Genomic DNA, 25,844 nt, shown 5'->3' on the forward strand with positions numbered 1-25,844 from the left:
ACCGGCGGCCCGGCCGGTTCCGGTCACTTGGGGCAGGTGCGTCGATACTTCAGCTCCGGGATGAAGCCGGCCCACTCGTCGGCGTCGAGTCCACGGCCGGTGATGGCGCAGGCGTACTTCGCCGGGTTCGCGCGCAGGTTGTTGAGCTGGCTGTAGCTCCACATCGTGACGGACGGCACGCCGTAACCGATCACCGCGGTGACCGCGAGCGTGCGCCCGTCCGGCCGGAACACCACCGACTTCACCGCCTTGCCGTTGTCGGTTCGCAGCCGGACCATCCGGACCGGTTCGGCCGGGCTGGTGATGTCCCACAGGATCGTCGCGTAGTCGTCCCCGCCGGTGGCCAGGGTGTGGCTGTCGGCGCTGAAGGCCACCGAGGTCAGCTTCAGGCTGTGGCCGTAGAGCGTGGCGAGCCGAACCGGCCGGACCCGGTTCGTGACGTTCCACAGCACCACGGCGTGGTCGTCGCTTCCGCTGGCCAGGATGTGACCGTCGGGGCTGAAGGCCAGTGCGCCCACGTCGTCGCTGTGCCCGGTCAGCACGGCGAGCCGGGCCGGGGCGGCCCGGTCGGCCAGGTTCCACAGCGTGACCGTGGGTTCGCCGTAACCACCCGTGGCGACGGTGCGCCCGTCGGCGCTGAAGGCCACCGCCCCGCTGAAGCTTCCGCTGAACTTGCCGAGCAGGACGGGACGCAACCGGTTGGCCACGTCCCACAGCATCAGCCCATTGTCGGTGACGACGGCCAGGGTGCGCCCGTCCGGGCTGAACTCCAGCGCCCGCGCCCGGGCCTGCACGTCGAGGTTCGTCGTCCGGGCCGGCTGCGCGCCGTCCGCCAGCGTCACCATCGCCCGCCCGGTGACGGCGGTCGCCACCGTGCGGCGGTCCCGGCTGAACGCCACCGCCTGCAGGACGCCGTGGCCCAGGTCCAGATCGGCACCGCGGACGGGGTGGCTGGGGTCCTGGACGTTCCAGGTGCGCGCCACGCCGTCCGAGGCGGCGGCGATCAGCGCGTTGCCGTCCGGGCTGAACAGGGTGTCCTCGGCGCTCCCGCCGGATAGGCCGACCGTGGCCAGGCTGGTGCCGGCCCCGGCCTGGGCCAGATTCCATGTCGTCGCGGTGGCCGACGTGTCGGTGGTGACCAGCGTCGTGGCGTTCCGGAAGGACAACGTGCTGACCAGGCCGCGCGTCTTCAGGGTGGCGATCGGGTCGGGACTCGCGGTCGCCGTCGTGTCCCAGACCAGCACCGTCCCGGTCGAGTCGCCGGCCGCCACCATCGTTCCGTCCGGGCTGTAGGCGAGCGCGCGGACCCGGCCGGTCAGGCCCTCGATCTGCCAGAACCCGACTTCGTCCGGCAGGTCGGGCATCGTCGGCGGCGGGCTCGGCGTGTGGTCGTCGTCGGTCGGGTCATCGTCCGGAAAATCCTCGTCCGGGGGGAAGGACGGCATCGGCGGCGGGCTCAACGTGTCGTCGCCGTCCGCCAGCGCCTTGGCCGCCAGGCCCGCCGTCGTCGCGGCCGGTGCGGGCGGATTTCCCGGCGGCACCGGCTCCTCCCGCGTCGGCGAGGCCGTGGGCATCGGGGCCTCACCGGGGTAGCGGCCCTCCATCGAGTAGAAGTCCAGGATCCCGTCGGTGCGCCCGACCGCCAGCACCTGGCCGTCCGGGCTGAACGTGATCGGGCCGCCGCCTTTGCTGAGGATGTCGTTCATCATCGCCGGGTTCCGCCGGTCGGTCAGGTCGTAGACCGGGGCGTACCGCCCCTCGTCCACGACCAGCATGCTGCCGTCCGGGCTGAAGGCGAACCGCTCCACCGGATGGTATTCGTCGCCCTCGATCCGGGTGAGCTGGGCGGGATGCGTGCGGTCGGTGAGGTCGTACAGGATCGACAGCGGCGTCGCGTCACCGGTGACGAAGGTTCTCCCGTCCCCGCTGAACGCGACCGCGTTGATGGCGCTGTCGCTCGGCAGGGTGGCGATCAGGGCCGGCCGGGAGCGGACGGCGACGTCCCACAGGACCGCCGCGCCCTGCGCGTTCACGTAGGCCAGGGTCGTCGCGTCCGGGCTGAACACCAGGGTGCTCTCCAGGAAGCCGGTGCCGGTGGCGGTGGCCTTCACCGGGAGCACGGCCAGCCGTACCGGTTCGCGCGGGTCGGCCACGTTCCACAGCGCGACGCTGCGATCGCTGCCGATCACCGCCATGACGCCGTCCCGCGCATAGGTCGCCTCGATCACGCCCTCCACCGCGCCGGCGTAGTGGGTCGCGGCGACGACCCCGGTGAGCTGGCGGAGGGTGGTCGCGTCGGGGTTGATGCTCTGCGCCGCCGACCCCAGCATCAGGGCGGTCTGCGGATTGTCGACGAGCGCCGCGTTGGCCTGGTTCATCAAGCGCCGGCTGACCGCGATGCGCTGCTGCTGGTCGGCCTTGGCCTGCTGCTTCGCGGCCTCCGCAGCCGCCTCGTCGGCGAGCCGGCGCTGCTCGGCCGCGATCTGTTCCTGCCGCTCCGCCTCCTGCTGCAGCTTCTCGGCCCGCTCGGCCGCCTCCTTCGCCAGCCGCTGCTGTTCCCGCTTGCGGGCCGTCGCCTCGTCGGCGAGCCCGCGCTGGCGTTTCGCCTCGGCCGCCGCCTTGTCGGCGAGCCGCTGCTGCTCCCGGGCGTCCTGCTCGGCCTGCTCCGCCTTGGTCCGGGCCTGACCCGCCTGCTTCTCGGCCTGCTCCGCCTTGGTCTTCGCCTGATCCGCCCGCTGCTGCGCCAGGGTCGCCCGAGCCTGCTGCTGGTCGGCCAGCTCCTGTTGCCGGCGCGCCTCCTCGGCGGACCGTTCGGCGTTGTCGCGCTGGTCGTCCGCCACCGCCTTCTGCCGGAGGGCCTCCGCCGCCGCGGCCTTCGCCCGCTCGGCGTTGCGGACCGCCGACATCCCGGTGAACGACGCCAGCAGCGCCAGGACCACCAGGGTCACCACGGCGCCGGAACGCAGCCGCTTCGCCCGGCGGTGCTGCCGGACGTCCTCGCCCTCCAGGTCGTCCTTGCTCATCCCGTGCATCGGGGCGGCCAGCTGGGCGATCGCGTCCCGGAAGCGGGAGTGGTGCAGGCTCAGGTGCTCGCTGCCGCGCGCCCACCGCAGATCGAGGAAGAACGGCTCCTCGGCGAACACTCCGCGGAGCGCTGCCGGCACCGCCGTCGATCCCTCGGAGAAGTCCCCGCGGGCCTCGTCCCAGGTCCACTCCCCATCGGTCACCACCGGGAGGATCCGATTCGCGGACTTCGTGGCGATCCAGTGCTCGATCTCCCGATTCACCCATGGTGATTCGGCCGCCTCGGGCGAGGCGAGCAGCACGAAGTATTCCGATCCGTCCATCGCGGTCTGGATCGAGGACCAGAGCCCCGGGGTCACCGCCAGGCCGGTCTGATCCCGGAAGATCCACAGGGCGCGCCGCCGGTGCCAGGGCTTCGCGAGACGGTGCAGACCACGCTGTACGGCGGGCGCGAGACGCCCGTCGGCAGCATGGCTGTACGAAATGAACCCATCGAAGTTCATGGCATGTCCCCCGGCAGTCGGCACGTCCCGCGACGTCAGATTGTGCATGCCTGCGCCCCACGAGAAAAGGCGAGAGATCGTATCGTCTCTGATCGTTGCCACCTTGACAGGCCCGGTACGGAGGTCGATGTGCGGTTCGGTGTCACTGGTCATCAGATCCTCCCGCCGAGCATCGTCGACTGTGCGGTGCGGCATTGGAGCAGAGTGTTACCGGTCGGTTCGCAGCCGCACGGGGTGTCGAACCTCGCCGACGGCGCCGACCAACTGTTCGCCTCGCACGTGCTGGCGGCCGGCGGCACGCTGGAGGCGGTGCTGCCGTACGAGGGCTTCACCGGCTCGCTGCACGCGGACGAGAGCCGGAGCCGGTTCGAGGACCTCCGGCGGGCCGCGGCAAAGGTGATCACCATGCCCTACCCCGAGCCGAGCGATCAGGCGTTCCTCGCCGCCGGCCAGGCCCTGGTGGATCGCTGCGACCATCTGTTCGCGGTGTGGGACGGCCGTCCGGCCCGCGGACTGGGCGGCACCGCGGACATCGTCGCGTACGCGAGAGCCCGCGGTCGCCCGGTCACCGTGCTGTGGGTGGAGGGCGTACTCCGGACCTGATCACCGTGCCGCGAGGTCCGGCGCGGAGGGTACGGCGAGGTCGGCGAAGAGCCGCCGGGCGAGGTCCCGGTGCGGGCCGCCGTCGTCGCGGTCGAGCGTGGCGGCGATGCCGTCGTGGGCGCGTGCCTGTTCGTACCGGTCGCCGATCTCCCGGGCCAGGATCAGCGCCTGCTCGTGCTGGGCGCGGGCCTCGGTCGCGTCGCCCGCGGCCCGCAGCACCTGACCGAGGTCGTTGAGGGCCTCGGCCTCGCTGGCGCGGTCCCCGATCCGCCGGTGCAGCAGCAGCGCGCGGCCCAGGTGACCGGCCGCCTCGGTGAGCCGGCCGCCGTGCGCGTACACCGCGGCGAGATCGGTCAGCGCGTACGCCTCGGCGGTCCGGTCGCCGGCCTGCCGGATCGCGGCGAGGCTCCGCTCCAGGTGGATGCCGGCCTGTTCGAGGTCGGCCGGCTCGTGCGAGAGCCTGGCCAGAAGCGACAAAACGTACGCCTCGCTGTACCAGTCGCCGAGCTTGGTGACCAGTTCGAGGGCCGATCGGAGGCGGGTCACGGCCTGCGCCTCGTCGCCGAGCCGGGCATCGACCCGGCCGAGCTGGACCGACGCGTCGGCCTGCCCGGCGATGTCGCCCAGCCGCTCGTAGTGCGCCGAGGCCCGCCGGTAGTGATCCGCGGCCTGCCGGTAGTCGCCCAGTCGCCAGTGGACGCTTCCCAGGTTGCGCAACGCCACCGCCTCGGCCGCGTGTTCACCCAGGTCCGCGTACAGGATAAGGGCCTGCTGGTAGGTGTCGGCGGCCTCGTCGAGGCGGCCCTGCCGCCGGTGCAATCTGCCCAGATCGGACAGAGCGCGGGCCTGCGCCTCCCGGTCGCCGACGGCCCGGGCGGCCGACACGGCGGACGCGGTGACGGTGACCGCCTCGGCCACCGGCCCACCGGCGTCGAGGTAGCGGAACAGGGTGCCGGCCAGCGCGATCGCGAACCGGTACCAGCCGTGCGCGGCACCGTAGATGCAGGCGGCGGCCAGGTTGGGCCGCTCCGCCTCGATCCAGCTCCGGGCCGCGTCCGGATCGCCGGCGCCTTCCGTCCCGTCCGGGTACAGCGTGCTCATCGCCGCGACCGAACCGGCCAGGTAGTGGTCGAAAAGCCGGGTCAGCGCGGCCTTCCGCTCCGGTGCCGGGTCCTGCGCGGCGGCGAGCTCCGCGGCGTACGCCCGGAGCAGGTCGTGCATGCCGTACCGGCCGCCCCGGCCGGCGTGCACCAGGCTGGCCCGGACCAGGACGGCGAGCAGCCGCCGGGCCTCGCCGACATCGGTGCCGGTCAGCGCCGCCACGGCCTCGACGTGCACGCTGTCGCCCGGGTGCAGGCCGAGCAGCCGGAACATCCGGGCCGCGTCGGCGGGCAGGTTCTGGTAGGACCAGGAGAACACGGCCCGGACCTCGGCCCGCGGGTCGCCCGCGTCGAGCAGGTCCAGCCGCATCCGGTGGTCACCCAGCTCGTCGACCAGCTCGGCGAGCGAGACATCGGTGCGGGCCGCGGCCAGCTCGGCGGCGATCCGCAGCGCGAGCGGCAGCCGGGCGCACGCCGCGGCCAGGTCCTCGGCGACCGACGTCTCGCGGTCCACCCGGCCACCGATCAGGCGGCGCAGCAGCACCACGGCGTCGGCCAGCGGCAGCAGATCCAGGTTGATCCGTTCGGCGCCGTGGATCGCCACCATGCCGGGCAGCGAGTCGCGGCTGGTGATCAGCACCAGGCAGGACCCGGTGCCGGGCAGCAGCGGCCGGACCTGTTCCACCGAGGACGCGTTGTCCAGCAGCACGAGCATCCGGCGGCCGGTCAGCTCGGACCGGTACCGCCCGGCGCGCTCCTCGACGCCCGGCGGGATCTCCGGCCCGCCCACCCCCAGCGCGGTCAGGAAGCCGGCCAGGGCGTCACCGACCGCCACCGGCTGCTCGGTGTCGTAGCCGCGCAGGTTCACGTACAGCTGGCCGTCGGGAAACGCCTCCCGGACGCGGTGCGCCCAGCGCACCGCGAGGGCGGACTTGCCCACCCCGGCCGTGCCGGACAGCAGCACCACGGTCAGCGGCGGCTCGTCGCCGTCGGGTGGTGCCAGCGACCGGTCCAGCGCGTCGAGCTCCCGGTCCCGCCCGGTGAAGGCGCGCACGTCGGCCGGCAGTTGGGTGGGCACGTTCGGCCGGGCCAGCGGTGCGGCCGGCTTCGTCGCGACCAGGGTGGGATCGGCGGCCAGGATCCGCTCGTGGATCCGGCGCAGCCCGGCGCCCGGGTCGCTACCGAGCTCGTCGGCGAGGCTGCGGCGGATCCGCCGGTACTGCTCGTCGGCGTCGGCCTGCCGGCCGCACCGGTAGAGGGCGAGCATCAGCTGCTCGGTCAGCCGTTCGTCGAGCGGGTGCTCGGCCACCGCGGCGGACAGCGACGGCAGCAGCTCGGCGTGCCGGCCGAGCCGCAGCAGCACGTCGTGGTGGTCCAGCTCGGCGGCGAACCGTTCGCTGAGCAGCGACTGCCGCATCGACACGAGCCACGGGGTGTCCAGGCCGGCGAACGGCTCGCCGCGCCACAGGCCGAGAGCCTGGGTGAGCAGTTCGGCGGCGGACCGGTCCTCGGCCGACCGCGCCTGCGAGATGAGCCTGCGGAAAAGGTGCAGATCCACCGTCTGCGGGTCGACGGTCAGGACGTAACCGCCGGGCCGGCGCTCGATGCCCACCTCGGCGGCCTCGGCGACCGCCCGCCGCAACCGCGACAGGTAGCTGTAGAGCGCGCCGTCGGCCCGCTGGGGGGCCTCGTCACCCCAGACCCGGTCGATCAGTTGATCGATCGAGACCGGGCGCCCGGCCTCGACCAGAAGCACCGCCAGGACGCTGCACTGCCGGGCATGCCCGAGGCCGACCGGGTGGCCGCTGATCTGGGCCTCCACCGCGCCGAGCACCCCGAACCGCGCCGTCAACGGACCTCCGCACACTCATCGCCAGACGTGCTCACCAGGACATTCAAGATATCCACAAGGAGCGCGCCAAGTGTTGCATGCTTCCCGCAAGGTACGACGACGACCATTGATCTCGTTGCAGGGAACAGGTCGCCCTCGCCCGGTTGGCGCAGCGTAACGGGGGAATCGGGACGCGAGGGTGAAACCTTGAGCGACGGGCGACCTGCCCTGCACCGAGAGGCGGCATCCGTGGCCGCTGCCCCCAGACTCGGCGGCCACGGATGCGACTCCATCCGGCACACTCTCGGCATGACTCTCCCGACGCGGGATGTAACGGTGCTCGGCGCCGGTGCGGCCGGACTCGCCGTGGCGGCTCGACTCAAGGCGAACGGCGTGGACTGTGTCGTCCTGGAGCGCGGTCCCGGGGTGGCCACCAGTTGGCGCGGCCGGTACGACCGGCTGCGCCTGCACACCATCCGCAGCCTGTCCGGACTGCCGGGTTTCCCCATCCCCCGCGAGTACGGCCGCTGGGTCCGACGCGACGACCTGGTCCGCTACCTGGAGGCCTACGCGGAGCGCTTCGCCCTCGACGTCCGGACCGGGACGACCGTGGAGCGGGTCAAGCCCGGCGCCGACGGCTGGTCGCTGCGACTGGGTGACGGTTCCGAGCAGTCGGCCCGCACCCTGATCGTCGCCACCGGCTATCTCCACACGCCGGTGGTGCCGCAGTGGCCCGGCCTCCAGACGTGGACCGGCACGCTGATCCACTCGGCGTCCTACCGCAACGCGGAGCCGTTCCGCGGTCAGGACGTCCTCGTGGTCGGCCCCGGCAACAGCGGCGCCGAGATCGCCACCGACCTGGCCGAGGGCGGCGCCGCGGCGGTGAGTCTCGCCATCCGCACCCCGCCGCACATCGTCCGGCGGGAGACAGCGGGCTGGCCGGCCCAGTTGAACGGCCTGCTGCTCGGCCGTCTGCCGGAGCGGGCCTTCAACACGATGGCCGCCACGATGGCCCGGGTGGAGATGCCGGACCTCCGGCCGTACGGCATCGCGCGCCCGGCCGAGGGACTGATGACGCGCCTGCGGACCCGGCGCTACGTGCCGTTGCAGGACGTCGGGATCGTCCGGGACGTCGTGTCCGGGCGGGTCCGGCCGGTCGCCGCCGTGCAAGGCTTCACCGCGACGTCGGTACTGCTGGCGGACGGCACGAGCATCCAGCCGGACGCGGTCATCGCCGCCACCGGGTACGGAACCGGCCTGGGCGAACTGTTCGACGACCCGTCCTTGTTCGACGACACCGGCGTACCGCTGGTCCATGGGGGTGCGCCGGCCCGACCGGGCCTGTTCTTCATGGGGTACGACGTGACCCTGGGCGGAATGCTCCGGCAGCTGGCGCTCGAATCGCGCCGGGTGGCCCGGAGTGTCTCCTTGACGGGCCACACGCAGGGCGACTAGCTTGGCTTTCAACCGATAAGTTGAAACGAGGACGGCGATGCCGGTCGACACCCTGTCGAAGGTCTTCGCGGCGCTCGCCGACCCGACCCGCCGCGACATCGTGGCCCGGCTCTCGCTCGCCGACGCCACCGTCAACCAGCTCGCCGAGCCGTACGGGATGAGCCTGCAAGCGGTCTACAAACACCTGCGGGTCCTGGAGGAGGCGGGCGTGGTGAGCCGAGCCGCCGGGCCCCAGCCGCGGCCGGTGCACTTCGAGGCCGGCTCACTGGACGGCATGGACGAGTGGATCGAGCGCTACCGCCGCCAGGCCGACGACCGCTACCAGCGTCTCGACCGGGTGCTGGCCGAGATGAACGAGGAGCAGCCGACATGACCACAGTGGAAGCGGATCCGGCCGTTCCGATCATCCGGGTCAGCCGCGACTTCCGGGCCACGCCCACCCAGCTCCTGCGGGCGCACACCGACCCGGAGCTCTTCGCCCGGTGGATCGGCCCCGACTCCCTGCGGACCCGCATCGACGAGTGGGATGCCCGCTCCGGCGGCAGCTACCGGTACGTTTCGGTCCGCGACGGCGAGGAGTTCGCCTTCCACGGCTGCTTCCACGAGATCCGGCCGGACCGCATCGTGCAGACCTTCACCTACGAGGGCAGCCCCGACGACGTGCTGCTGGAGACCCTCCGGTTCGAAGACCTCGGCGACGGTCGCACCCGGCTGCACACGCAGTCGCTGGTGGAAAGCTTCGAGGCCCGCGACGCATGGCTGAAGAGCGGCATGGAGACCGGCCTCGAGGACGGCTACGCAAAGCTCGAAAGGATGCTCACCGATGGCACTGTCTGACCTCACCCCCGCCGAGCGGCACCGCACCGTCGGGGCGACGTTCGCCGACCGGGTCCGCGGCACGAAGGACTGGGAGGCGCCCGCCCCGGTGGCCGGCTGGACGGCTCGCGACGTGGTGCGCCACCTCGTCGAGTGGTTCCCCGGTTTCCTGGCCGGCGGCACCGGCATCACGCTGCCCACCGGCCCGACCGCCGACGACGACCCGGTGGCCGCCTGGCAGAACCAGTACGACACCGTGCAGGCACTGCTGGACGACCCGGCCACCGAGCAGTTGGTGCTGAGCAACCCGCACCTCGGCGAGGTGCCGCTGGACCGGGCGATCGACCAGTTCTACACGTCCGACGTCTTCATGCACACCTGGGACCTGTCCCGGGCCACCGGCCAGGACGACCGCCTCGACGAGGGCTTCAGCGCCGCGCTGGTGGGCGGCATGGAACCGATGGAGGACATCATCCGGTCCTCGGGCCAGTACGGCCCGCGGGTGCCCGTCCCGGCCGGCGCCGACGCCCAGACGAGATTGCTCGGCTTCATCGGCCGCGATCCCTTCTGGACGACGGCCTAGAGGGCCGGCGCGAGATGCCGGTCGGCCGGTTGCACCATCTGATCGTCGACTGCCCGGAGCCGATGGACGAGGCGCGATTCTGGAGCGCGGTTCTAGGCGACCCGATCACCTACGCCGACGACGACTTCGTGGTCGTCGCGGCCGACGCGACGACGTCCGGGCTGGCGTTCCAGCGCGCGCCCGGGCTGACCGCCCCCACCTGGCCGGAGCCGGCGATACCACAGCAGATGCATCTCGACGTGATGGTCGACGACCAGGAGGCAGCCGGCCGCCAGGTGCTCGCCCTAGGCGCGCGTCAGCTGCCCGGCGACCACGTGTACGCCGATCCCGCCGGTCACCCGTTCTGCCTGATCAGACGCCCGTCCTGGGCACCCCCGGTAAACTAGACATCTTCCGAGTCGGGTCCCGCCCTTCCCCAGAACGGGACCCAGATTTCCTCGCGCTTCCAATCTTTCCGTACGGGCGGCTCAGTCCCGTGGCACGCCGTCCTGGCAGGCGCACCTCACCCTCCGCGCGCCCGCCACGGGCGGACCCGCGCGGCCCTGCCCACACCCGACCTTGTGGACTTGACGTGCGCACAGAGCGGCAAGTCCCCAAGATCTGCCGCGCGGCCCTGCCCACGCCCGACCTTGTGGACTTCACGTGCGCACAGAGCGGCAAGTCCCCAAGATCTGCGATGCCCGGCGCCACGGCAGGGCATCGACCGCGTCACCACGGGCCGGATACCCGGGCAGAACAGCGCAGAGGGGTGAGCGGGGCAAAGCGCGGCCGCGTAGGGCTGTGGTTGCGCGAGAGTCGCGGCACGTGCCGGTGTTGCGCGCTGGTGGCGGGGTGGCGGCGGTCGGGGGTGGTTGCGGTTGTTGACGGTGTTGCCCGTACCGGCAAGGGTGTCTAGCGGCGCTCGGCGGCGATGCGGTCCACTGCCTGCTTGGCCTCGAGGAGACTCGCGCCGGTCTGCTCGCGGTAGGCACGGACGGCCTCGACCATCCGTCCGTTCTCGAGGTGCCGGACCACCTCCGGCTGCTCGGGCGCGGCCAGACCCAGATGGTCCATCACCAGGTCGAGCTTGCGCTGGATCGCCGCCAGCTGGATCGCCGAGCTGCGCCGCTCCTGAAACCAGGCCCCGGCCGCCGCCGCGACCGACCCGATCGTGGCGATGACGAGAAGAACCGCTTCCCACGTATCCATCGCCAGATCTAACCAGCCGCCCGCAACCGCGCCGCGCCGTGCTGGTCAGGTCAGCGCCGCGCGCAGCCGCTCGTAGGTCGGTGCCAGCTCACGCAGCGCGGCCGCCGCCCTCGGAAAGTCCCGGGTCACCAGCGGATGCTGCAGGGAACCGACCAGCCGCGCCTGTTCGGCCGCGATCGCCGCCGCGTGCGGATAGCCGGCCAGCTCGAGGCAGGTGGCGGTGTCGTCGAGGCGGCGCGCGCCGACCCGCACGGCGAAGTAGATGAAATGCTCGCGCAACCCTTTCTCCGCGCCCGCCTCCACCATCTCGGCCACCCGGTGCGCGGCGTCGGCGTTACCCAGACTGCCGGGCGGCATCTTCTCGTCGGTCACCATGGCCAGGTAGTCGCGTGCGGCGGGGACGATCGAGCGGATCGCGTCGGCGTCGGACACCTCGGCGACCTGTTCGAAGCCGGTGCGCATCGTGTAGGGGGTGCCGTAGGTCAGCGTGTCGGCCCGCCAGGCGGTCAGGAAGTCGGCGACCGGCACCTCCGCGTACGGGTATCCGTGCGGATCGTGGACCAGCACCCGCTCGTCGTTCACGTCGAGGGCCACGACGAAGTGGTCGGCGCCGATCGGGCCGGTCATCTCCGGATGGTGCCGCAGATAGCCCATCTCCAGCGGACCCACCCAGACCGGGCCGCGCGCCACCGCGGTGCGCAAGCGGTCGAGCGCTTCGGCCGGGCTGCCGCCGCTCGTCGCCGTCGACGTCCAGCCGATGGCGGTCAGGACACTGTCGAAGCCCATTTCCGGGTTCCAGCCGTAGGCGTCGAAGAAGACCGTCTCGCCACCGATGAGTTGCATCCCGAACGGTCCGCCGGTGGCCACCTCGATGACCGCGGTCGACGGGGATCGCGTGCCCAGCAGCATGGCGAACGAGTTCGCGTAGCAGTAGGGCCCGTTGCCGACATAGGGAACGTGCATCACTTCACCTCCACAATCGGGTACGAGACGTCGAACAGCGCCCCGGTGCCCGGTCCGGTCTCGTAAGGGTGGCCGCACGCGCGCAGCCCGGGTTGGTTGTCGATCCAGGCCTCGATGGCGTCGTAGACCCGCAGGATCAACGGCATGTCCTCGAACTCCGGCGGGACCGCGAGCCAGGCCGCCGTGTGCGCCGGGATCAGCCGCACGTGCAGGTCGGCGACGGGATCGATGGTTCCGGAGAAAGGGATGGCCACCTCGACCACCCCGTCGGAGTCGGGAGTGATCAGGTCTTCGAAGAAGACCAGGCGCGGCTCGCCGGACGGGCCGAGGTGGGCACGGATGTCACGCTGGGCCGTGCTCACGTGCTCGCGCAGCCCGGTCGAGTCGATCCGGCGGGAGCGGCTCATCGCCTTGCGCTCCGGCACGTCGCGCAGCCGGACCGCCGCGACCAGGCCCGGCTCCGGAACGTCGCCGACCGCCTCGGCCACCGCCGCCCGCTCGTCGAGGCGGTCCCGCTCGGCGCGCAACCAGCCGCGCAGCTCCAGCGCGCGGGCGGCCGGGCTCAGCTCGGCCAGGTAGCCGATCCGGGCGAGCGGCAGCCCCAACGCACGCAGCCGCCCGATCAGCCGCGCCCGGCGCAGCTGGGCCGGGTCGTAGAGCCGATAACCGGTGGCCGGGTCGACCTCTGCGGGCAGCAGCAGGCCCTGCTCGGCATAGAGCCGGAGGGCCTTGGGGGACAGCCGGGCCGCCGCGCCGAACTCGCCGGACCGCATCAACTTCGATGACATGTGGGCCAGCTTGGACCCTGCCCCAAGGGCAAGGTCAAGAGTCGACAGGCGGGCCATTGATCCATAGGGTGCGCCGGGTCGTACTTCTTCCCGCGGCACCCCTCATCACTCGAGCCGAGAGAGAGCTATGGTTCGGCGACGTAATGTCATTCTCGGCGCGGTGGGCGTCGGTGCCGCCGGTCTTGCGGTGGCCGGCTGGTCCACGGCCGGTCACGCCCGCAGCAAGGCGCTCGGCACCTGGAGCACCCCGTCCGCGGCGCCGGTCAGCCTCACCGTGACGCCCAGGGCTGGTGCCGCCAAGGTGTTGCCGACCGAGCCGGTCGTCGTCGCCGTCCAGGGCGGCACCCTCAAGTCGGTCACCGTGGTCGCCGGGTCGAAGAAGATCAGCGGCGCGGTGGAGGCCGACGGGCTGTCCTGGCGGTCCACCGGCAACCTGGCCTACGGCACGACTTACCAGGTGACCGCCTCGGTGGCCGACAGTCTGGGCGCGACGACCGAGAAGACGTCCACGTTCTCCACGGTCAAGCCGCGCGCGACCGCCGGCATCACCTTTCAGGCCAACGGCATGGGCGTTCTCCAGACCGGAGGCACCTACGGAGTGGGTCAGCCGGTCATCGTGGCCTTCAGCAAGGCGGTCACGGACAGAGCGGCGGCGGAGAAGGCGATCACCGTCGAGACCTCCCCGTCCGTACCCGGCAAATTCTTTTGGGTCAGCAAGACCATCGTGCACTGGCGGCCGGCGAAGTACTGGGCGAAGGGCACCACGGTCAAGGTCGGCGTCAATGCCCTCGGCGTGCATCTCGGCAACGGCGTCTACGGCCGGACCGACGCGACGACGCACTTCACCGTGGGCCGCGCGCTGGTGGCGATCAGCGACAACAGCACGCACCGCACCAAGGTGTACGTCGACGGCAAGATGGTGCGGGACATGGCCTCCAGCAACGGCCGGGGCGGTTACACCACGATCTCGGACGGCACCCAGATCCACTTCTGGACGCAGAACGGCCCGCACGTGGTGCTCTCCAAGGAGCGGACGCACTCGATGAGCTCGGCCAGTTACGGCCTGAGTGACCCGGCCAACCCGAACTACTACGCGCCCGAGATCGTCGAGTACTGCACCCGCATCTCGTACTCCGGCGAGTTCCTGCACGCGGCGCCGTGGAACCACTCGTTGGGCACGGCGAACATCTCGCACGGCTGCGTCAACCTCGGCGTCGCCGACGCGAAGTGGGTCTACGAGAACTTCCTGGTCGGCGACGTCGTCGAGGTCAAGAACAGCCCGAAATCCCTGCCGGTCTCGGACGGCCTGGGCGACTGGACGGTCGCCTACGAGAAATACGGCCACTGAGGATTCATCCGGCAACGATGCTCCGGCCGACGGCCTCCGGCGTCGGGGCGTCCGGCAGGCCGGCCCGGAACTGCTCCGCGGTCAGGCCGGCAGGTCGGCGACGTCCCGGAGGATCAGCACGGCCCGCTGCCGGGCCGGCAGGTGCTGCAGCGCGGCGACGAAGGCCAGGCGAATCTTCTGCCGGGCCTCGGCCGCGTCGGCCGGGTCGACCGGAATTCACCGGGCCGCCGCGATCCGGTGGAAACGGTCGGCCAGCTGCGCGAAGGCCGCGGTCAGCTCGGCCGGTTCGACGACCTCGATGTCGGCGTCGTAGCGGGCGATCGCGGCGGCCAGGCTCGGCCACGACCAGGAGCCGAGGGTCAGTCTGCAGCGTTCGGCGTCGAGCTCCTCGACCAGCCCGTCCCGGGTGTATTGCGCCACCGTGGCGGCCGGCTTGCCGAGGATCACCGTGCCCCGGCAGGCGATGCCCTGGAACGTGCCGGTCACGAAGGCCGCGACGTCTCCCCCGGGCAGCTCGCGCGGGGTGAAGCGGGGGCCGTTGGGTGTCCGCAGCGTCATCCGGTCGGCGCGGAAGGTGCGCCAGTCGGCCCGGTCGAGGTCCCAGGCGACGACGTACCAGCGGCCGTCCCAGGTGATCAGGTGGTGCGGTTCGGCCCGCCGGGACGGGCCGGTCGGGTAGTCGAACCGCAGCACCTCGCGGGCGCGCACGGCGGCGCTGACGGCCAGCAGCAGCCGGCCGTCGACCGGCGCGGGTGTCCGGGTGGCGGGTCGTTCCACCGCGGTGACGTCGATGGCGTCGACCCGGTGTCGCAGCCGGCTCGGCAGGACCTGCCGGATGGTGTTGAGGGCGCGGGCCGCGGCCTCGTCTCGCCCGGCGGCGATCTGCAGGGCCACGGTCAGGGCGATGGCCTGCTCGTCGTCGAAGAGCAGCGGCGGCAGATCGGTCCCGGCACCGAGCCGGTAACCGCCGTCGGGGCCTTTGGCGGCGGCGATCGGGTAGCCGAGCTCGCGCAGCCGGTCGACGTCGCGGCGCACGGTGCGCAGGCTGATCTCCAACCGGTCGGCAAGGGCCGTGCCGGACCAATCCCGGCGCGTCTGCAGCAGCGAGAGCAGGGCCAGCAGGCGCGCGGAAGTCTTCGGCATGGGCCTGATTCTGCCTGGAGTAGGTGCCACAACCTGGCACCTACCCCTGCGAGCCTCTCACCATGAACTGGATCGGAATCTTGGTCGGCTTCCTCGCCTTCACCGTGCTCGGTGGCGTGTGGTTCGCGGTGCTCTTCCCGAAGGCGTACAACCGCTCTCTGGGCCGCGACCCCGACGCCAAGCCGGAGCCCTCGCCGCTGTTCTTCGCCGGACCGGCGCTCACCTGCCTGGTCATCACGATCACCAGCGCGATCCTGATGGACGCTGAGAACATCGCCGGCTACGGCAACGCCCTGCTGTTCGGCCTGACCGTCGGCGCCGGCTATCTGGCGGCGAACACGGTCAACATCGCGATCAACCCGAACTTCCCGCGGCCGCTGCTCTACGCGGCGATCTCGGGCGGTTACAACATCCTCGGCAGCCTGATCGTCAGCCTGATCCTGCAGGCTTTCGGAGGGCGCTGACGCCGGCCAGGAAGATGTCCACGCCGGCGAGGAACTGCGCGCGATCGTCGTGGTCGCGCAGCAGTTCCGCCGCGTCGGGGTCCTCGCCGGCCCACTTCGTGGCCAGGGCCTGGAGGTATTCCTGCCGGGCCGCCTGGTCGGGGGCGCGCCGAGCCCCCGCGGCGTGCTGGGCGGCGGCGCCGAGAACGTAGTTGACCAGCGCCGAACCGGCGTCCGACCGCGCCCGGCCGGTGACGCCGAGCCGGGTGAGCTGCGACCCGACGCTCGTCCAGATCTGCAGCACGGCGGGTTGGCCCGGGTCCCGGGCGAGCTGGGACCCGACCCACGGATGGCCGTCGATCGCGGTGAAGATGCCGAGCGCGAGCGCGCGGATGGCGTACGCCGGATCTTCGTGGCCGCCGACCTCGGCCAGCACCCGGCCGATCACGCCGTCCGACGCCGCGGCCAGCAGATCGTCCTTGGTGGCGACGTGGTGGTAGAGCGCGCCGCGACCGGTCGACAGGTGGGCGGTCAGCGCGCGGAGGGTCAGGGCGCTCTCGCCGGCCGTGTCGAGGATCTCGATGGTCGCCTCGACGATCCGCTCCCGGGAGAGCGCGTCGGTCCGCCTTGTCATGCACACCATCTTGACACAGCTGGACCGCCGGTCCAACCTAGGAATGGACCAGCGGTCCAAGCGACTTCGGAAGGAACACCATGACCACTCCCATCAGCATCGTCGGCGCGGGCCTCGGCGGGCTCACCCTGGCTCGGGTCCTGCACCGGCACGGCGTTCCCGTCACCGTCTACGACGCGGAGGTCTCCGCCGACGCCCGCACCCAGGGCGGCCAGCTCGACCTGCACGAGCACAACGGCCAGCGCGCCCTGGAGATCGCCGGCCTGACCGGCGAGTTCCGCTCGATCATCCATCGGGGCGGCGGGGCGCAGCGGGTCCTCGACCGGCAGGGCACGGTGCTCGCCGAGCTTCCCGACGATGGCTCCCTCACCCGTCCCGAGGCGCTTCGCGGGGACATCCGGCGCATCCTGCTGGAGTCCCTGCCGGCCGGCACCGTGCGGTGGGGCCGGAAGTTGACCTCGGCCGTCCCGCTCGGCCGGGGCCGGCACGAGCTGACCTTCGCGGACGGCTCGACGGTCACCACCGACGTGCTGGTGGGCGCCGACGGCACCTGGTCCAGGGTGCGGCCGCTGCTCTCGGACGAGACACCGGTCTACGCCGGCCTGAGCTACCTCGACACCTACCTGCACGACGTGGACGTACGCCATCCGGCCTCGGCCAAGGCGGTCGGCGACGGCGCGATGTACGCCCTGATCCCCGGCCGGGGTTTTCTCGCCCACCGGGAGGCGGGCGACATCATCCACACCTACGTCGTGCTGAACCGCCCGGTCGAATGGTTCGCCGCCGGGGGCGTCACGAAGGCGCGCATCGCCGCCGAGTTCGAGGGCTGGGCGCCCGAACTCACCGCCCTGATCACCGACAGCGACCAGGCACCGGTCCTGCGCAGCATCTACCGACTGCCCGACACCCACCGGTGGCCCCGGGTGCCCGGCGTCACCCTGCTCGGCGACGCCGCCCACGTGACCGTCCCCGGCGGCGAGGGAGCGAACAACGCGATGCTCGACGGCGCCGAACTCGGCCTGGCGATCGCCGCGCACCCCGGCGACACCGAGGCCGCGCTGGCCGCCTTCGAGGAGGCGATGTTCCGCCGCAGCGAGGCCGAGGCGCCCGCCGCCCGGGAGACCGTCGAAATGATCTTCGGCGACGGCGCCCCGGACGCGCTGGTCAACCTGTTCGCCGGCTAGGGCCTACTTTTCGTTGTGGATGAACCACACGCCGTCGCCCTGGCACTTGCTCTGGGTGGGCAGGCCGCCGTCGTAGTAGAGCCAGACACAGATGGTCGGACGAAGGCGAGCCCGATCCCCCATAGCGGGTACCAGCGGCTGTAGCTCGGGATCTCGGCGAACGCCGGGGTGGCCGCGCCCGTCACCAAGGCCACGACTACCGCCACAAACTCAGAATTCTCCGCATGCTTCTCCCCGTTTCGTCACCGCGGCCAAAACCCCGACATATCGGGAGCCGTCGATGACCTTGGACATTAGCAACCGCAAGCGAAATCTTTTCCGTACGGACCGGCGCAGTCCCGTGGCACGCGGTCCCGCGGGTGCATCTCACCCTCCGCGCGCCCGCTACGGGCGGGCCCGGCCCGCCCCTGGCTACGCCCGACCTTGTGGACCTACCGCGCGGACAGAGCGGCAACTCCACAAGATCTGCGATGCCGGGCGCCACGACGTGGCATCGACCTCAAGAGCGGTCTAGCCCGGCCGGCGCAGCCCGGCGATCAGGAAACCGACCAGCCGGCGGGCGTCGTAGCGAAGGTTCTTGCCGGCGCCCGCGCAGATGCCACCGACACCGCGCATGAGCTCGTAGGCGTCCAGGCCGGGCTGGATCTCGCCGGACTCGGCCGCCGCCTCGAGCAGGCGGGTGCACACCGGCACGAGCCGCTCGACGAAGTAGGAGTGCAGCGGGTCGTAGCACGGGTCGTCCGACTGGAGCACCGCGGCCAGCCCCTGCTTGGTGACGACGAAGTCGACGAAGTCGTCGAACCACCGCGCCAGGGCCGCATAGGGGGTGAGGGCGAATTCGGCCTCGGCCAACTCTTCGACCTGGTGCCGGTAGACGGCGACGATGAGGTCGGCCCGGGTCGGGAAATGCCGGTAGATGGTGGCCGTCCCGACGCCGGCGCGGGCCGCGATGTCCCGGATCGGCGCCTCGACGCCGGACGCGACGAAGACCGCGGCGGCCGCGTCGAGCAGCGCCTCCTGGTTGCGGCGCGCGTCCGCTCGCTGGGGCCGGGTCACCTCACACTCCTTCACCCTGGCTAAACGGGACAACGTCCCATATCGTCAAACGGGACAGCGTCCCGCTTAATCAGCATGACAGAAACGGGTACCTCATGGCCACTTCAGCGATTGTCTCGGTCAAGCCGGTGGTGCTGCCCGCGCCGGGCCGCGGCGAGGACCTTCGGGTGAAGGTGTCCGCGCCGGCGATCGGGCAGGACCTGCCGATCATCGTCCTCTCGCACGGATTCGGTTCGTCGATGGACGGCTACGGCCCGCTGGCCGACTACTGGGCCGCGCACGGCTTCGTGGTCCTCCAGCCCACCTACCTCGACTCGCGGACGGTGCGTCTTCCGGCCGACGATCCGCGTACGCCCCGGATCTGGCGTTTTCGCATCGAGGACGCCAAGCGCACCCTGGACCAGCTCGACCTGCTCGAAGCCGCGGTGCCGGGCCTCGGCGGACGGCTGGACCGGAGCCGGATCGCCGCGGCCGGTCACTCGTTCGGCGGCCAGACCACCGGCGCCCTGCTCGGTCTGCGCGTCCGCGACCCGCAGACCGGCGAGGAAGCCGACCTGTCCGACCCACGGGTCCGGGCGGGCATCCTGTTGGCCACGGCGGGCGAGGGCGGCGCCAACCTGACGCCCTTCGCGGCCGAACACTTCCCGTTCATGAACCCGACCTTCGCGCACATGAGCACGCCGGCCCTCGTGGTCGTCGGGGATCAGGACGACACCCCCCGCAAACACCAGCTGACCGTACGCGGACCGGACTGGATGACCGAGCCGTACCACCTGAGTCCCGGCGCCAAGAGCCTGCTCACCCTGATCGGAGCGGAACACTCGCTCGGCGGCATCCCCGGTTACGAGGCCGCGGAGACCACCGACGAGAACCCCGCGCACGTCGCCCTGATCCAGCGGCTCACGACCGCCTATCTGCGCACCACGCTGGGCATCGACGAGGAGAGTTGGCCGGCCGCGCGGGAGATCGTCGACGGTTCACTCGCCCGGCTCGAATCCAGGTAGATCGGCGGGGAAGACGACCCGCTCGGGTGGTTCACCGTCCCACCCGGACAATTACGCTCTGCGATGCCGGACTTACGGAAACACCATTCCGGAGGCGCGAGATGGGTTCCAGCAAGCACGAGTTCAAGGTTCAGCTCGACGGCATCGAGCTCAGCGAGGAGCAGGCCCACCGGGTCAACGCCGCGGTGCGGGCGGCCGTCCTGCGCGAGCTGGTCGAGCTGGAGGTGCCGGACTACCGGGTCGTTCTGGTCAGCCCCGAGGACCTCACGCAGCCCGGCTTCGGCATCGGCGTGCGGGTGATCGGGCAATGAGCGACGGCGCCGACCTGACCTGTCCCAGCTGGACATGCCAGGAGGGCGCCGTCGTCATCGGACTGATCGGCCCGGACGGGCGGCTCGGCTACCTGCGGCCGACGATCCCGGTCGACGCCGCCCTGAAGCGCGAGCTGGACGAGCGCGGCGACCCGCTGCGCCGCGTCCGCTTCGCCGACCGCTGCATCACGACCGGTTGCGACCAGTGGACCGGCAGCCGGTGCGGCCTGGCCGACCACCTGGTCAAGGCATCCGTGCCCGAGGCCCACCTGCCGCACTGCGCGATCCGGGCGACCTGCCGCTGGTACGCGCAGAACGGCCGGGACGCCTGCCGGGTCTGCCCGTTCGTGGTCTACGCCCCCGGCCTCCCATCGGAAAGGACATGACATGGGCACCGTAGAAGCCGTCGAGGTCCCGCCGCTGTTCGGATCGCTGCTCGAGGACGCGGCCGCCGCCCTGGCCCTGCTCGGCCTCGGCGCGGTGCTGCTGCCGGACTTCCCGCCACCCCAGCCCGGGGCGACCGTCCAGGGCAGCATCCCGGCCGTCGGCCAGCTGGCGATCGTCGGACAGCCGGTGACACTGTTCTGGGCCGACCCGGTGACACCGGTGCCGGATCCCCCACCGCCGACCGTGCCCGACGTGGCCGGCTGGGACGAGCAGAGCGCGATCGACGCCATCCACAGCGCCGGCTACAACGTCGGCGTCAGCAAGTTCTACGACGTGCACGTCGCCGAGGGCAAGGTGATCACCGTCAGCCCACCGGGCGGCACCCTGCTCGACCCGGGCCTCTGGGTCCAGATCACCGTCTCGCTCGGGGACGGCGGACCGGTCCGCTGGGTCCCCCCGCCCCGGCTCAAGACACTGCCACCCTTCCCGATCGAATAGGTCGATCGGGAAGGGCGGCCGCTCGATCAGCCGTACGCGGCGTCGAAGGTGGCGGTTGCGGTCTGGCCGTCGATGGTTGCGGTGGCCTTGACGGTTGCGGTGCCGGCCGGGATGGAGGCGGCTCGGGTGTTGAAGGACTGGTAGGCCGTGTGGCCGGGGGCCACGTCCGGGACCGACTTCGAGCCGTACGCCGTGGTCAGCTCGATCGTCAGCGGGACGCTGTCGGTGTTGCGGGCGCTGACCGCGACGTACATCGTCGTGCCGATCCGTTGGGTCTTCGCCGTGACCTCGACCTTCAACGTCGCCGGGGGTGCCAGGTCGGCGCGGGCCGCGACGGCGGCCGTGACGATGGCGTTCTTCTCCGCCGCGGTGAACACGCCCGCCGTGACGAAATCGGTGGCGATGCCGGTGACGGCCGTGACGAACTGGTCGTGGGTGGCGAAGGGCGCCCGGTCCCAGACCAGGTCGAGGAAGGTCGGGCCGTCGGTGCCGGGCGAGGTGACGCCGGTGACGGGCACGTCGTAGTGCGGCAGGCCATCGTTGCGTTTGCGGTTGGGCACCCCGGCGTCGATGGAGCCGAACACCACGGCCGGTTCGGTGCGGCGGAAGTACGACGTCGTGGGCTGGTTGTCGCCGATGTAGTACGGCCGCAGGGTGAGCCCGCCGGCGGTGAAGGTCGGGTCGCCGGCCGCGGTGACCGGGCCGGGGACGATCGCGGCCCGCGAGTAGTCGCCGTCGCGCTTGAGGTGGCGATAGAGCGTCAGCTCGCGCCACGCGGTGCCGGTCCCGAGGATCTGCAGCAGCACCGGGCCCCAGAAGATGGCCTGGGTGTCGGGGCGGTCGATGGCCCGTTCGATGCGGATGCTGAACGGCATCCGGATCTCCACCACGTCACCGGGGCTCCAGGTGCGGCTGAGCGTGACGTAGGAGGACGGCTGGGCCGGCAGGTTCTGCGCGACCCCGTTGACGGTGACGGTGAAGCCGCGCACCGCCCAGCCGGGCACCCGCAGTTTGAGGTCGAGCGGCCCGCTGCCGTCCACCTTGAGCGAAACGGTGTCCGCGCGCGGGAACGACGTCTCCTGCGTGACGGTGAAGTCCTTCGCGGCCCAGGTCAGCGTGGACGGCGCGTAGAGATTGACCCAGAGCGTGCCGTCGTCGGCCGCATGAAGGTAGATGCTCTCCTGGTATTTCGTGTGGTTCTCCAGGCCGGTGCCACCGCAGCAGGTGCCGGTGTTCCCGTAGCCGCGCACGGTGCCGGATCCGAGCGGCTGGAAGTAGGTGACCTGCGGGTCGCCGGTCGAGGTGGTGTCGGCCCGCGAGCCGGCGATCATGTTGAGCAGGCCGCGCTCGTAGTAGTCCAGGTAGGCCGGATCGTGCTCGTGCAGGAACAGATTCAAGGCCAACTTCATCAGGTTGTACGTCGTGCAGGTCTCGGCACCGCTGGTGGCGACCGTGTTGGCGATGTTGTCGCGGTTCTGGAACAGCTCGAGGTTGTTGTTCGAGCCGGGGTAGTTGCCGCTGGTGCCGCCGTTGGCGAACATCCGGTGCGGCACCACCATGCCGTAGAAGTTCTTGGCCGCGGTGAAGTACTCCTGGGCTCCGCCGTGCTCGAAGATGCGCAGGTAGCCGATGAACTGCGGCACATGGGTGTTGGCGTGCAGCCGTTCGGCGCGGCGGCGGCCGGGCCGGTTGGCCGGTGTGACCACCAGGATGTCGCGGTTCTGGACGGTGGCGCCGAACAGCGACTCGCGGTTGTCGAAGGCCTTCGCGGTCTCCAGGTGTTTCGGGTCGCCGGTGAGCGCGTAGATCTCCGGGAAGTTCTCGTTGGCGCCGCCGAACTCGCCGCCGATGTAGAGGTCCCACATGTAGTTGAGGTCGTCGCGGGTGAGCGGGCCGGGATAGTCGGGGTGGTTCTTGTCGCCGACGGTCAGCGCCAGGTGCGCCCAGTCGGCCATCTTGGTGACGACGTCGAGGGCCTGGGCGTTGCCGGTGTGGTAATACGCGTCGAGCAGCCCGCGCATGATCTTGTGCTGGGTGTACCAGGGCGCCCACGTGTTGGTGTCGGCGTTGCCGCCGTAGACCGCCCAGCGCGGTGGCCCGAGGCGCAGCACCGCGTCCTCCGGAATGGCGCCGAGGTAGCCGGGGTGGGTGGGGATCCAGTCGGCCGGCCCGGCCGTCGATGCGGCCACCACACCGGCGTCCCGGCCGTTGGGCGAGGAGTCCTTGAGCGCGGTTCCGCCCTCCTCGTCGAACCGGTACCAGGCGATGTTGCCACCGTCCGGGCCGCCGTTGATCAGCGCGGAAAGTTCCGCCGAGGACAGCGCCCGGTCGAAGATGTGGAACTCGTCGATCGTCGCGTCCAGGAACGGGTCGCCGTACTGGGAGCGGCCGATCCACCGGTTGCCGGGGTTGCCGAGGTTCGACGGGTTCAGCGTCATGGCGGTGTTGGTGCCGGCCGGCTGCCCGTTGACGTACAGGGTGCCGGTGCTGCCGGACAGCGTCACCGCGATGTGCACCCACTGGCCGACCGGCAGCGCCGACGAGCCGTCGATCCGCTGCTCGGCGCCGGAGCCGCCGACGGTGATGGCGAACCGCGGCACGTTGCCGGTCACGCCGGCCCGCGGGGTGAGGAACATGTTGATGCCGGTGGACTGCCCGAAGTCGAACAGCCGGGTCCAGCTCGCGGTGGTGGCCAGGTTGATCCACGTGGCGATGGTGAAGTTGGTGAGCTGGTTGATCGCCTCCTGGGGCAGCGTGCAGTACTGCGCCGTGCTCGTGCCGTTCAACCGCAGGGCGCTGCCGAATTTGCCCGCCACCCGGCCGATGACCGGGGCCGGCTGCTCCCCGCCGCCGCCATCGCCACCGAGCCGGGCCGTGATAGCGGCCTGACACGCGGCCAGCTCGGTGACCATCCAGTCGAGCTTGGTCTTGTAGACGGCCTCGCCCTGGTCGGCGTACGCCTGTGCGAGGGCGGTCAGGTAGTGCCCGGCCCAGTGGCCGCTGAGCAGCCCGCCGTCCTCCCAGCCGCCCGGCACGGCGACACCGGCCGGGTTGGTGCGGCCGGCCTGGTTGTTGAACAGCACGAGGAAGCGGCGCTCGTCGTAGGCGCGCAGGAACGCCTTGGTGCGGTCACGCTTGGCCTGCAGCACACCGGTGCCCAGGCGCACGTCCTTGAGCGGGAACGGCCGGACCGGCGCGGTGGAGCCGGGTCCGAGGCCGGGCGGGACGGCGGCGAGGGCGGTGCCGGTGGGCAGCAGCGGGAAGACGCCGGCGGAGGCGGCGCCGAGTGCGGAGAGCTGCAGGAGGTGGCGGCGGTTCACGGGTGGTTGTCCTTTCTCAGGGCTTGCCCTTCCCGCCGGGCGTCGTCGAGCAGTCGGGCCAGACGGCGCCGGGAGGCGCGGCGAGTCGTGCGGAGGACGAAGAGGAGAGCGACGAGCAGGGCCACCGCGATGAGCTGCGGCCAGGGAACGATCCAGACCGTCACCTCGGTGGGACCGGCCGGATCGGCCGGGGTGAGCAGGATCTTCGTGTGGACCGGGCCGAGACCCCAGACGCCGTGGACGCGGGCGTCGGCCGGCCGGTTGCCGCCGGGCAGCAGCTCGCCGGTCGCCGCACCGCCGTCCCGGTGGTGCAGGCCGAAGAACTCCCGCACCGAGAGCGAGGTGCGGGCGTCGGCGCGTACGTTTCCGGTGTTGGCGACGGTGTAACCGGCGTGGATCGTGCCGGCCCGGAAGGGGTTCCAGGACTGTTCGTAGTGGACGGTCACCCCCCGGGCGGCGAGCGAGGACCGGGCGGCCCCGCTGGCGCGGAGCATGACCCGGAAGCCGACCCTGCTCTCCACCTGCAGAGTGCCGGACCGGCTGAGCACCGACGCGGCGATCCCGGCCGGGTGGTCGCCCGGGGTCGCACCGGCCGGGACGGTGATGGTGAACGGGAGGACCCGGGTCTCGTTCGGGCCGACGGTGACGCTGGGCTGCACGGCGATCCAGGTGCCGGCGTCGCTGGACTTCTTGTCCGACGCCAGCATGTTGAAATGCCCGTTGTCGGTGAGGTAGCCGTCGGCCGCGGTCAGCGCGAACACCGCGGACACGGTGCCGAGGTTGCGGACCGCGAGGTGCTCGGTGACGGTAGTGCCGGGGTCGACCGTGCGCTCGACCCATCGGCGCCCGTCCGCGGCCGTGGCGTTGGCGGGCTGGACCGTCCAGGTGACCTTCGGGCCGCTCGCGTCGGCGTGCGCGGCGGTGGCGGGAAGCAGCGGGACGGCCAGGAGCGCGGCGGCGAGTGCCCGAAAGACCATGGGGGGTCCTTTCCGAATGGGCGGCGGGCCGGTTGCGCAACCGGCCCGCCGGGACCGTGACTACTCGAACAGGGAGAGCGTCAGCTTGGCGTGGTAGCTACCGGCCGCGACGTCGGCCGGGGTGCGCAGGAAGAGGTCGGCGTTCACCGAGTACGCGTCGCCGGTGACCGACGCCGAGTCGTACGTGGACACCAGCAGTTCCTGGTCGGTCAGACCGACGTTGTTGCCGGGCTGGGTCGGCTCGTCGAGCGAGGTGACGACCTCCTCACCCTCGCTGACCTGGCCCTCGCTGTTGCCCGCGTCGACCAGGCGCGGCTTCCAGCCGAGGTGGTCGGCGGTGATCGGGGCCTGGCCGGCGCTGCCGGTGAAGTCGCTCGACGAACCCACCACCGCCCAGCTCGACCCGGCCGGGATCTCGGCGGCGGTGCGGGTGTCGGTGACGGTCACCGTCGGCAGGGTGCCGGTGAACTGCCGGACGAGCAGCGTGGAGCCGTTCTCGGTCAGGGTCGCCGCGCTGGCGGCCACGGTCAGGGCCAGCACGCCGGGTTCGACGATCGGGGCGATCTCGACGGTGACGTCGACGTCGGCCGAGTCGCCCGGGTCGGCCATCGCCGCGGTCGGGAAGGCGGCCACGCCGGCCAGCGCCGCGACGGCAACCAGCCGTTTCGGGATGTTCATGCGTACT

23 protein-coding genes and 2 pseudogenes are annotated in these 25,844 nt (G+C 71.6%); 13 read left to right on the top strand and 12 right to left on the bottom strand.

Annotated features, from left to right (window positions below; all coding sequences use genetic code 11):
- Positions 1–23: 23 nt before the first annotated feature.
- Positions 24–3,527 carry a TIR domain-containing protein gene (locus Ato02nite_RS18390; RefSeq protein ID WP_213007780.1) on the bottom strand — a complete coding sequence of 1,168 codons (3,504 nt, stop codon included), beginning with the start codon at positions 3,525–3,527 and terminating at the stop codon, positions 24–26.
- 234 nt (positions 3,528–3,761) lie between these two features.
- Between Ato02nite_RS18390 and Ato02nite_RS18395 the strand changes: the two genes are divergently transcribed.
- Complete coding sequence (locus Ato02nite_RS18395) at positions 3,762–4,130, top strand: hypothetical protein (protein WP_246607163.1); 369 nt, start codon at positions 3,762–3,764, stop codon at positions 4,128–4,130.
- On the opposite strand, the gene Ato02nite_RS18400 is transcribed toward Ato02nite_RS18395, so the two are convergent.
- A complete protein-coding gene (locus Ato02nite_RS18400; RefSeq protein ID WP_213007782.1) occupies positions 4,131–7,082 on the bottom strand; it encodes an AfsR/SARP family transcriptional regulator in 2,952 nt (983 codons plus the stop codon).
- 288 nt (positions 7,083–7,370) lie between these two features.
- Between Ato02nite_RS18400 and Ato02nite_RS18405 the strand changes: the two genes are divergently transcribed.
- From Ato02nite_RS18405 to Ato02nite_RS18425, 5 genes are read left to right on the top strand one after another with little or no spacing between them, the layout of a single operon-like run.
- A complete protein-coding gene (locus tag Ato02nite_RS18405; protein ID WP_246607165.1) occupies positions 7,371–8,516 on the top strand; it encodes a flavin-containing monooxygenase in 1,146 nt (381 codons plus the stop codon).
- A 37-nt stretch (positions 8,517–8,553) separates the two neighbouring features.
- A complete protein-coding gene (locus Ato02nite_RS18410) occupies positions 8,554–8,889 on the top strand; it encodes an ArsR/SmtB family transcription factor (protein ID WP_213007783.1) in 336 nt (111 codons plus the stop codon).
- The gene (locus Ato02nite_RS18415) at positions 8,886–9,353 is read left to right on the top strand and encodes an SRPBCC family protein (RefSeq protein WP_213007784.1); all 468 of its coding nucleotides are present in this window, start codon (positions 8,886–8,888) and stop codon (positions 9,351–9,353) included. The genes Ato02nite_RS18410 and Ato02nite_RS18415 overlap by 4 nt, the downstream gene beginning before the upstream one ends.
- On the top strand, positions 9,340–9,915 hold the full coding sequence (locus Ato02nite_RS18420; RefSeq protein ID WP_213007785.1) for a TIGR03086 family metal-binding protein: 576 nt from the start codon (positions 9,340–9,342) through the stop codon (positions 9,913–9,915). The genes Ato02nite_RS18415 and Ato02nite_RS18420 overlap by 14 nt, the downstream gene beginning before the upstream one ends.
- A 14-nt stretch (positions 9,916–9,929) precedes the next feature.
- Positions 9,930–10,301 (top strand): VOC family protein, encoded by a 372-nt coding sequence (locus tag Ato02nite_RS18425; protein ID WP_213007786.1) that lies wholly within the window; start codon positions 9,930–9,932, stop codon positions 10,299–10,301.
- A gap of 505 nt (positions 10,302–10,806) precedes the next feature.
- On the opposite strand, the gene Ato02nite_RS18430 is transcribed toward Ato02nite_RS18425, so the two are convergent.
- The 3 genes and pseudogenes from Ato02nite_RS18430 to Ato02nite_RS53290 form a co-directional block, all read right to left on the bottom strand.
- Positions 10,807–11,103, bottom strand: coding sequence for a hypothetical protein (locus tag Ato02nite_RS18430; protein ID WP_213007787.1), 297 nt, complete (start codon positions 11,101–11,103; stop codon positions 10,807–10,809).
- 45 nt (positions 11,104–11,148) lie between these two features.
- Positions 11,149–12,066, bottom strand: coding sequence for a YobF C-terminal domain-containing protein (locus tag Ato02nite_RS18435; protein ID WP_213007788.1), 918 nt, complete (start codon positions 12,064–12,066; stop codon positions 11,149–11,151).
- A 580-nt stretch (positions 12,067–12,646) separates the two neighbouring features.
- Positions 12,647–12,839, bottom strand: a pseudogene (locus Ato02nite_RS53290) (MerR family transcriptional regulator); the annotation flags it as partial.
- A 175-nt stretch (positions 12,840–13,014) separates the two neighbouring features.
- Here Ato02nite_RS53290 and Ato02nite_RS18445 point away from each other — a divergent pair.
- Positions 13,015–14,202: a L,D-transpeptidase gene (locus Ato02nite_RS18445; protein ID WP_246607168.1), complete on the top strand. Its 1,188-nt coding sequence runs from the start codon at positions 13,015–13,017 to the stop codon at positions 14,200–14,202.
- A gap of 99 nt (positions 14,203–14,301) precedes the next feature.
- Here Ato02nite_RS18445 and Ato02nite_RS53010 read toward each other — a convergent pair.
- Positions 14,302–14,409 (bottom strand): annotated as a pseudogene (locus Ato02nite_RS53010) (RNA polymerase subunit sigma-70); the annotation flags it as partial.
- A 9-nt stretch (positions 14,410–14,418) separates the two neighbouring features.
- Positions 14,419–15,345: a helix-turn-helix transcriptional regulator gene (locus tag Ato02nite_RS18450; protein WP_213007791.1), complete on the bottom strand. Its 927-nt coding sequence runs from the start codon at positions 15,343–15,345 to the stop codon at positions 14,419–14,421.
- A gap of 62 nt (positions 15,346–15,407) precedes the next feature.
- On the opposite strand from Ato02nite_RS18450, the gene Ato02nite_RS18455 reads away from it, so the two are divergent.
- Positions 15,408–15,809 carry a DUF1761 domain-containing protein gene (locus Ato02nite_RS18455; RefSeq protein ID WP_213007792.1) on the top strand — a complete coding sequence of 134 codons (402 nt, stop codon included), beginning with the start codon at positions 15,408–15,410 and terminating at the stop codon, positions 15,807–15,809.
- Here the strand turns inward: Ato02nite_RS18455 and Ato02nite_RS18460 are convergent.
- Positions 15,775–16,422 carry a TetR/AcrR family transcriptional regulator gene (locus Ato02nite_RS18460; RefSeq protein ID WP_246607170.1) on the bottom strand — a complete coding sequence of 216 codons (648 nt, stop codon included), beginning with the start codon at positions 16,420–16,422 and terminating at the stop codon, positions 15,775–15,777. The genes Ato02nite_RS18455 and Ato02nite_RS18460 overlap by 35 nt on opposite strands.
- Before the next feature lie 80 nt (positions 16,423–16,502).
- Between Ato02nite_RS18460 and Ato02nite_RS18465 the strand changes: the two genes are divergently transcribed.
- Entirely contained in the window at positions 16,503–17,606 is a 1,104-nt protein-coding gene (locus Ato02nite_RS18465) for an FAD-dependent oxidoreductase (RefSeq protein ID WP_213007794.1), read from the top strand.
- Positions 17,607–18,116: 510 nt separating this feature from the next.
- On the opposite strand, the gene Ato02nite_RS18470 is transcribed toward Ato02nite_RS18465, so the two are convergent.
- On the bottom strand, positions 18,117–18,662 hold the full coding sequence (locus Ato02nite_RS18470) for a TetR/AcrR family transcriptional regulator (protein WP_246607172.1): 546 nt from the start codon (positions 18,660–18,662) through the stop codon (positions 18,117–18,119).
- 95 nt (positions 18,663–18,757) lie between these two features.
- On the opposite strand from Ato02nite_RS18470, the gene Ato02nite_RS18475 reads away from it, so the two are divergent.
- From Ato02nite_RS18475 to Ato02nite_RS18490, 4 genes are all read left to right on the top strand, one after another.
- A complete protein-coding gene (locus Ato02nite_RS18475; RefSeq protein WP_213007796.1) occupies positions 18,758–19,666 on the top strand; it encodes an alpha/beta hydrolase family protein in 909 nt (302 codons plus the stop codon).
- Positions 19,667–19,767: 101 nt separating this feature from the next.
- Complete coding sequence (locus Ato02nite_RS18480) at positions 19,768–19,977, top strand: class I SAM-dependent methyltransferase (protein WP_213007797.1); 210 nt, start codon at positions 19,768–19,770, stop codon at positions 19,975–19,977.
- The gene (locus Ato02nite_RS18485) at positions 19,974–20,363 is read left to right on the top strand and encodes a calponin homology domain-containing protein (RefSeq protein ID WP_213007798.1); all 390 of its coding nucleotides are present in this window, start codon (positions 19,974–19,976) and stop codon (positions 20,361–20,363) included. Before Ato02nite_RS18480 ends, Ato02nite_RS18485 begins: the two co-directional genes overlap by 4 nt.
- A gap of 1 nt (position 20,364) precedes the next feature.
- Entirely contained in the window at positions 20,365–20,862 is a 498-nt protein-coding gene (locus tag Ato02nite_RS18490; protein ID WP_213007799.1) for a PASTA domain-containing protein, read from the top strand.
- Between the two features lie 26 nt (positions 20,863–20,888).
- Here the strand turns inward: Ato02nite_RS18490 and Ato02nite_RS18495 are convergent, their stop codons facing one another.
- From Ato02nite_RS18495 to Ato02nite_RS18505, 3 genes are read right to left on the bottom strand one after another with little or no spacing between them, the layout of a single operon-like run.
- Positions 20,889–24,182 (bottom strand): beta-L-arabinofuranosidase domain-containing protein, encoded by a 3,294-nt coding sequence (locus tag Ato02nite_RS18495; protein WP_213007800.1) that lies wholly within the window; start codon positions 24,180–24,182, stop codon positions 20,889–20,891.
- Complete coding sequence (locus tag Ato02nite_RS18500) at positions 24,179–25,159, bottom strand: COG1470 family protein (RefSeq protein WP_213007801.1); 981 nt, start codon at positions 25,157–25,159, stop codon at positions 24,179–24,181. Before Ato02nite_RS18500 ends, Ato02nite_RS18495 begins: the two co-directional genes overlap by 4 nt.
- Positions 25,160–25,219: 60 nt before the next feature.
- Complete coding sequence (locus Ato02nite_RS18505) at positions 25,220–25,837, bottom strand: hypothetical protein (protein ID WP_213007802.1); 618 nt, start codon at positions 25,835–25,837, stop codon at positions 25,220–25,222.
- Between the last annotated feature and the right edge of the window lie 7 nt (positions 25,838–25,844).

The organism is Paractinoplanes toevensis, from assembly GCF_018332695.1.
Lineage (GTDB): Bacteria > Actinomycetota > Actinomycetes > Mycobacteriales > Micromonosporaceae > Actinoplanes > Actinoplanes toevensis.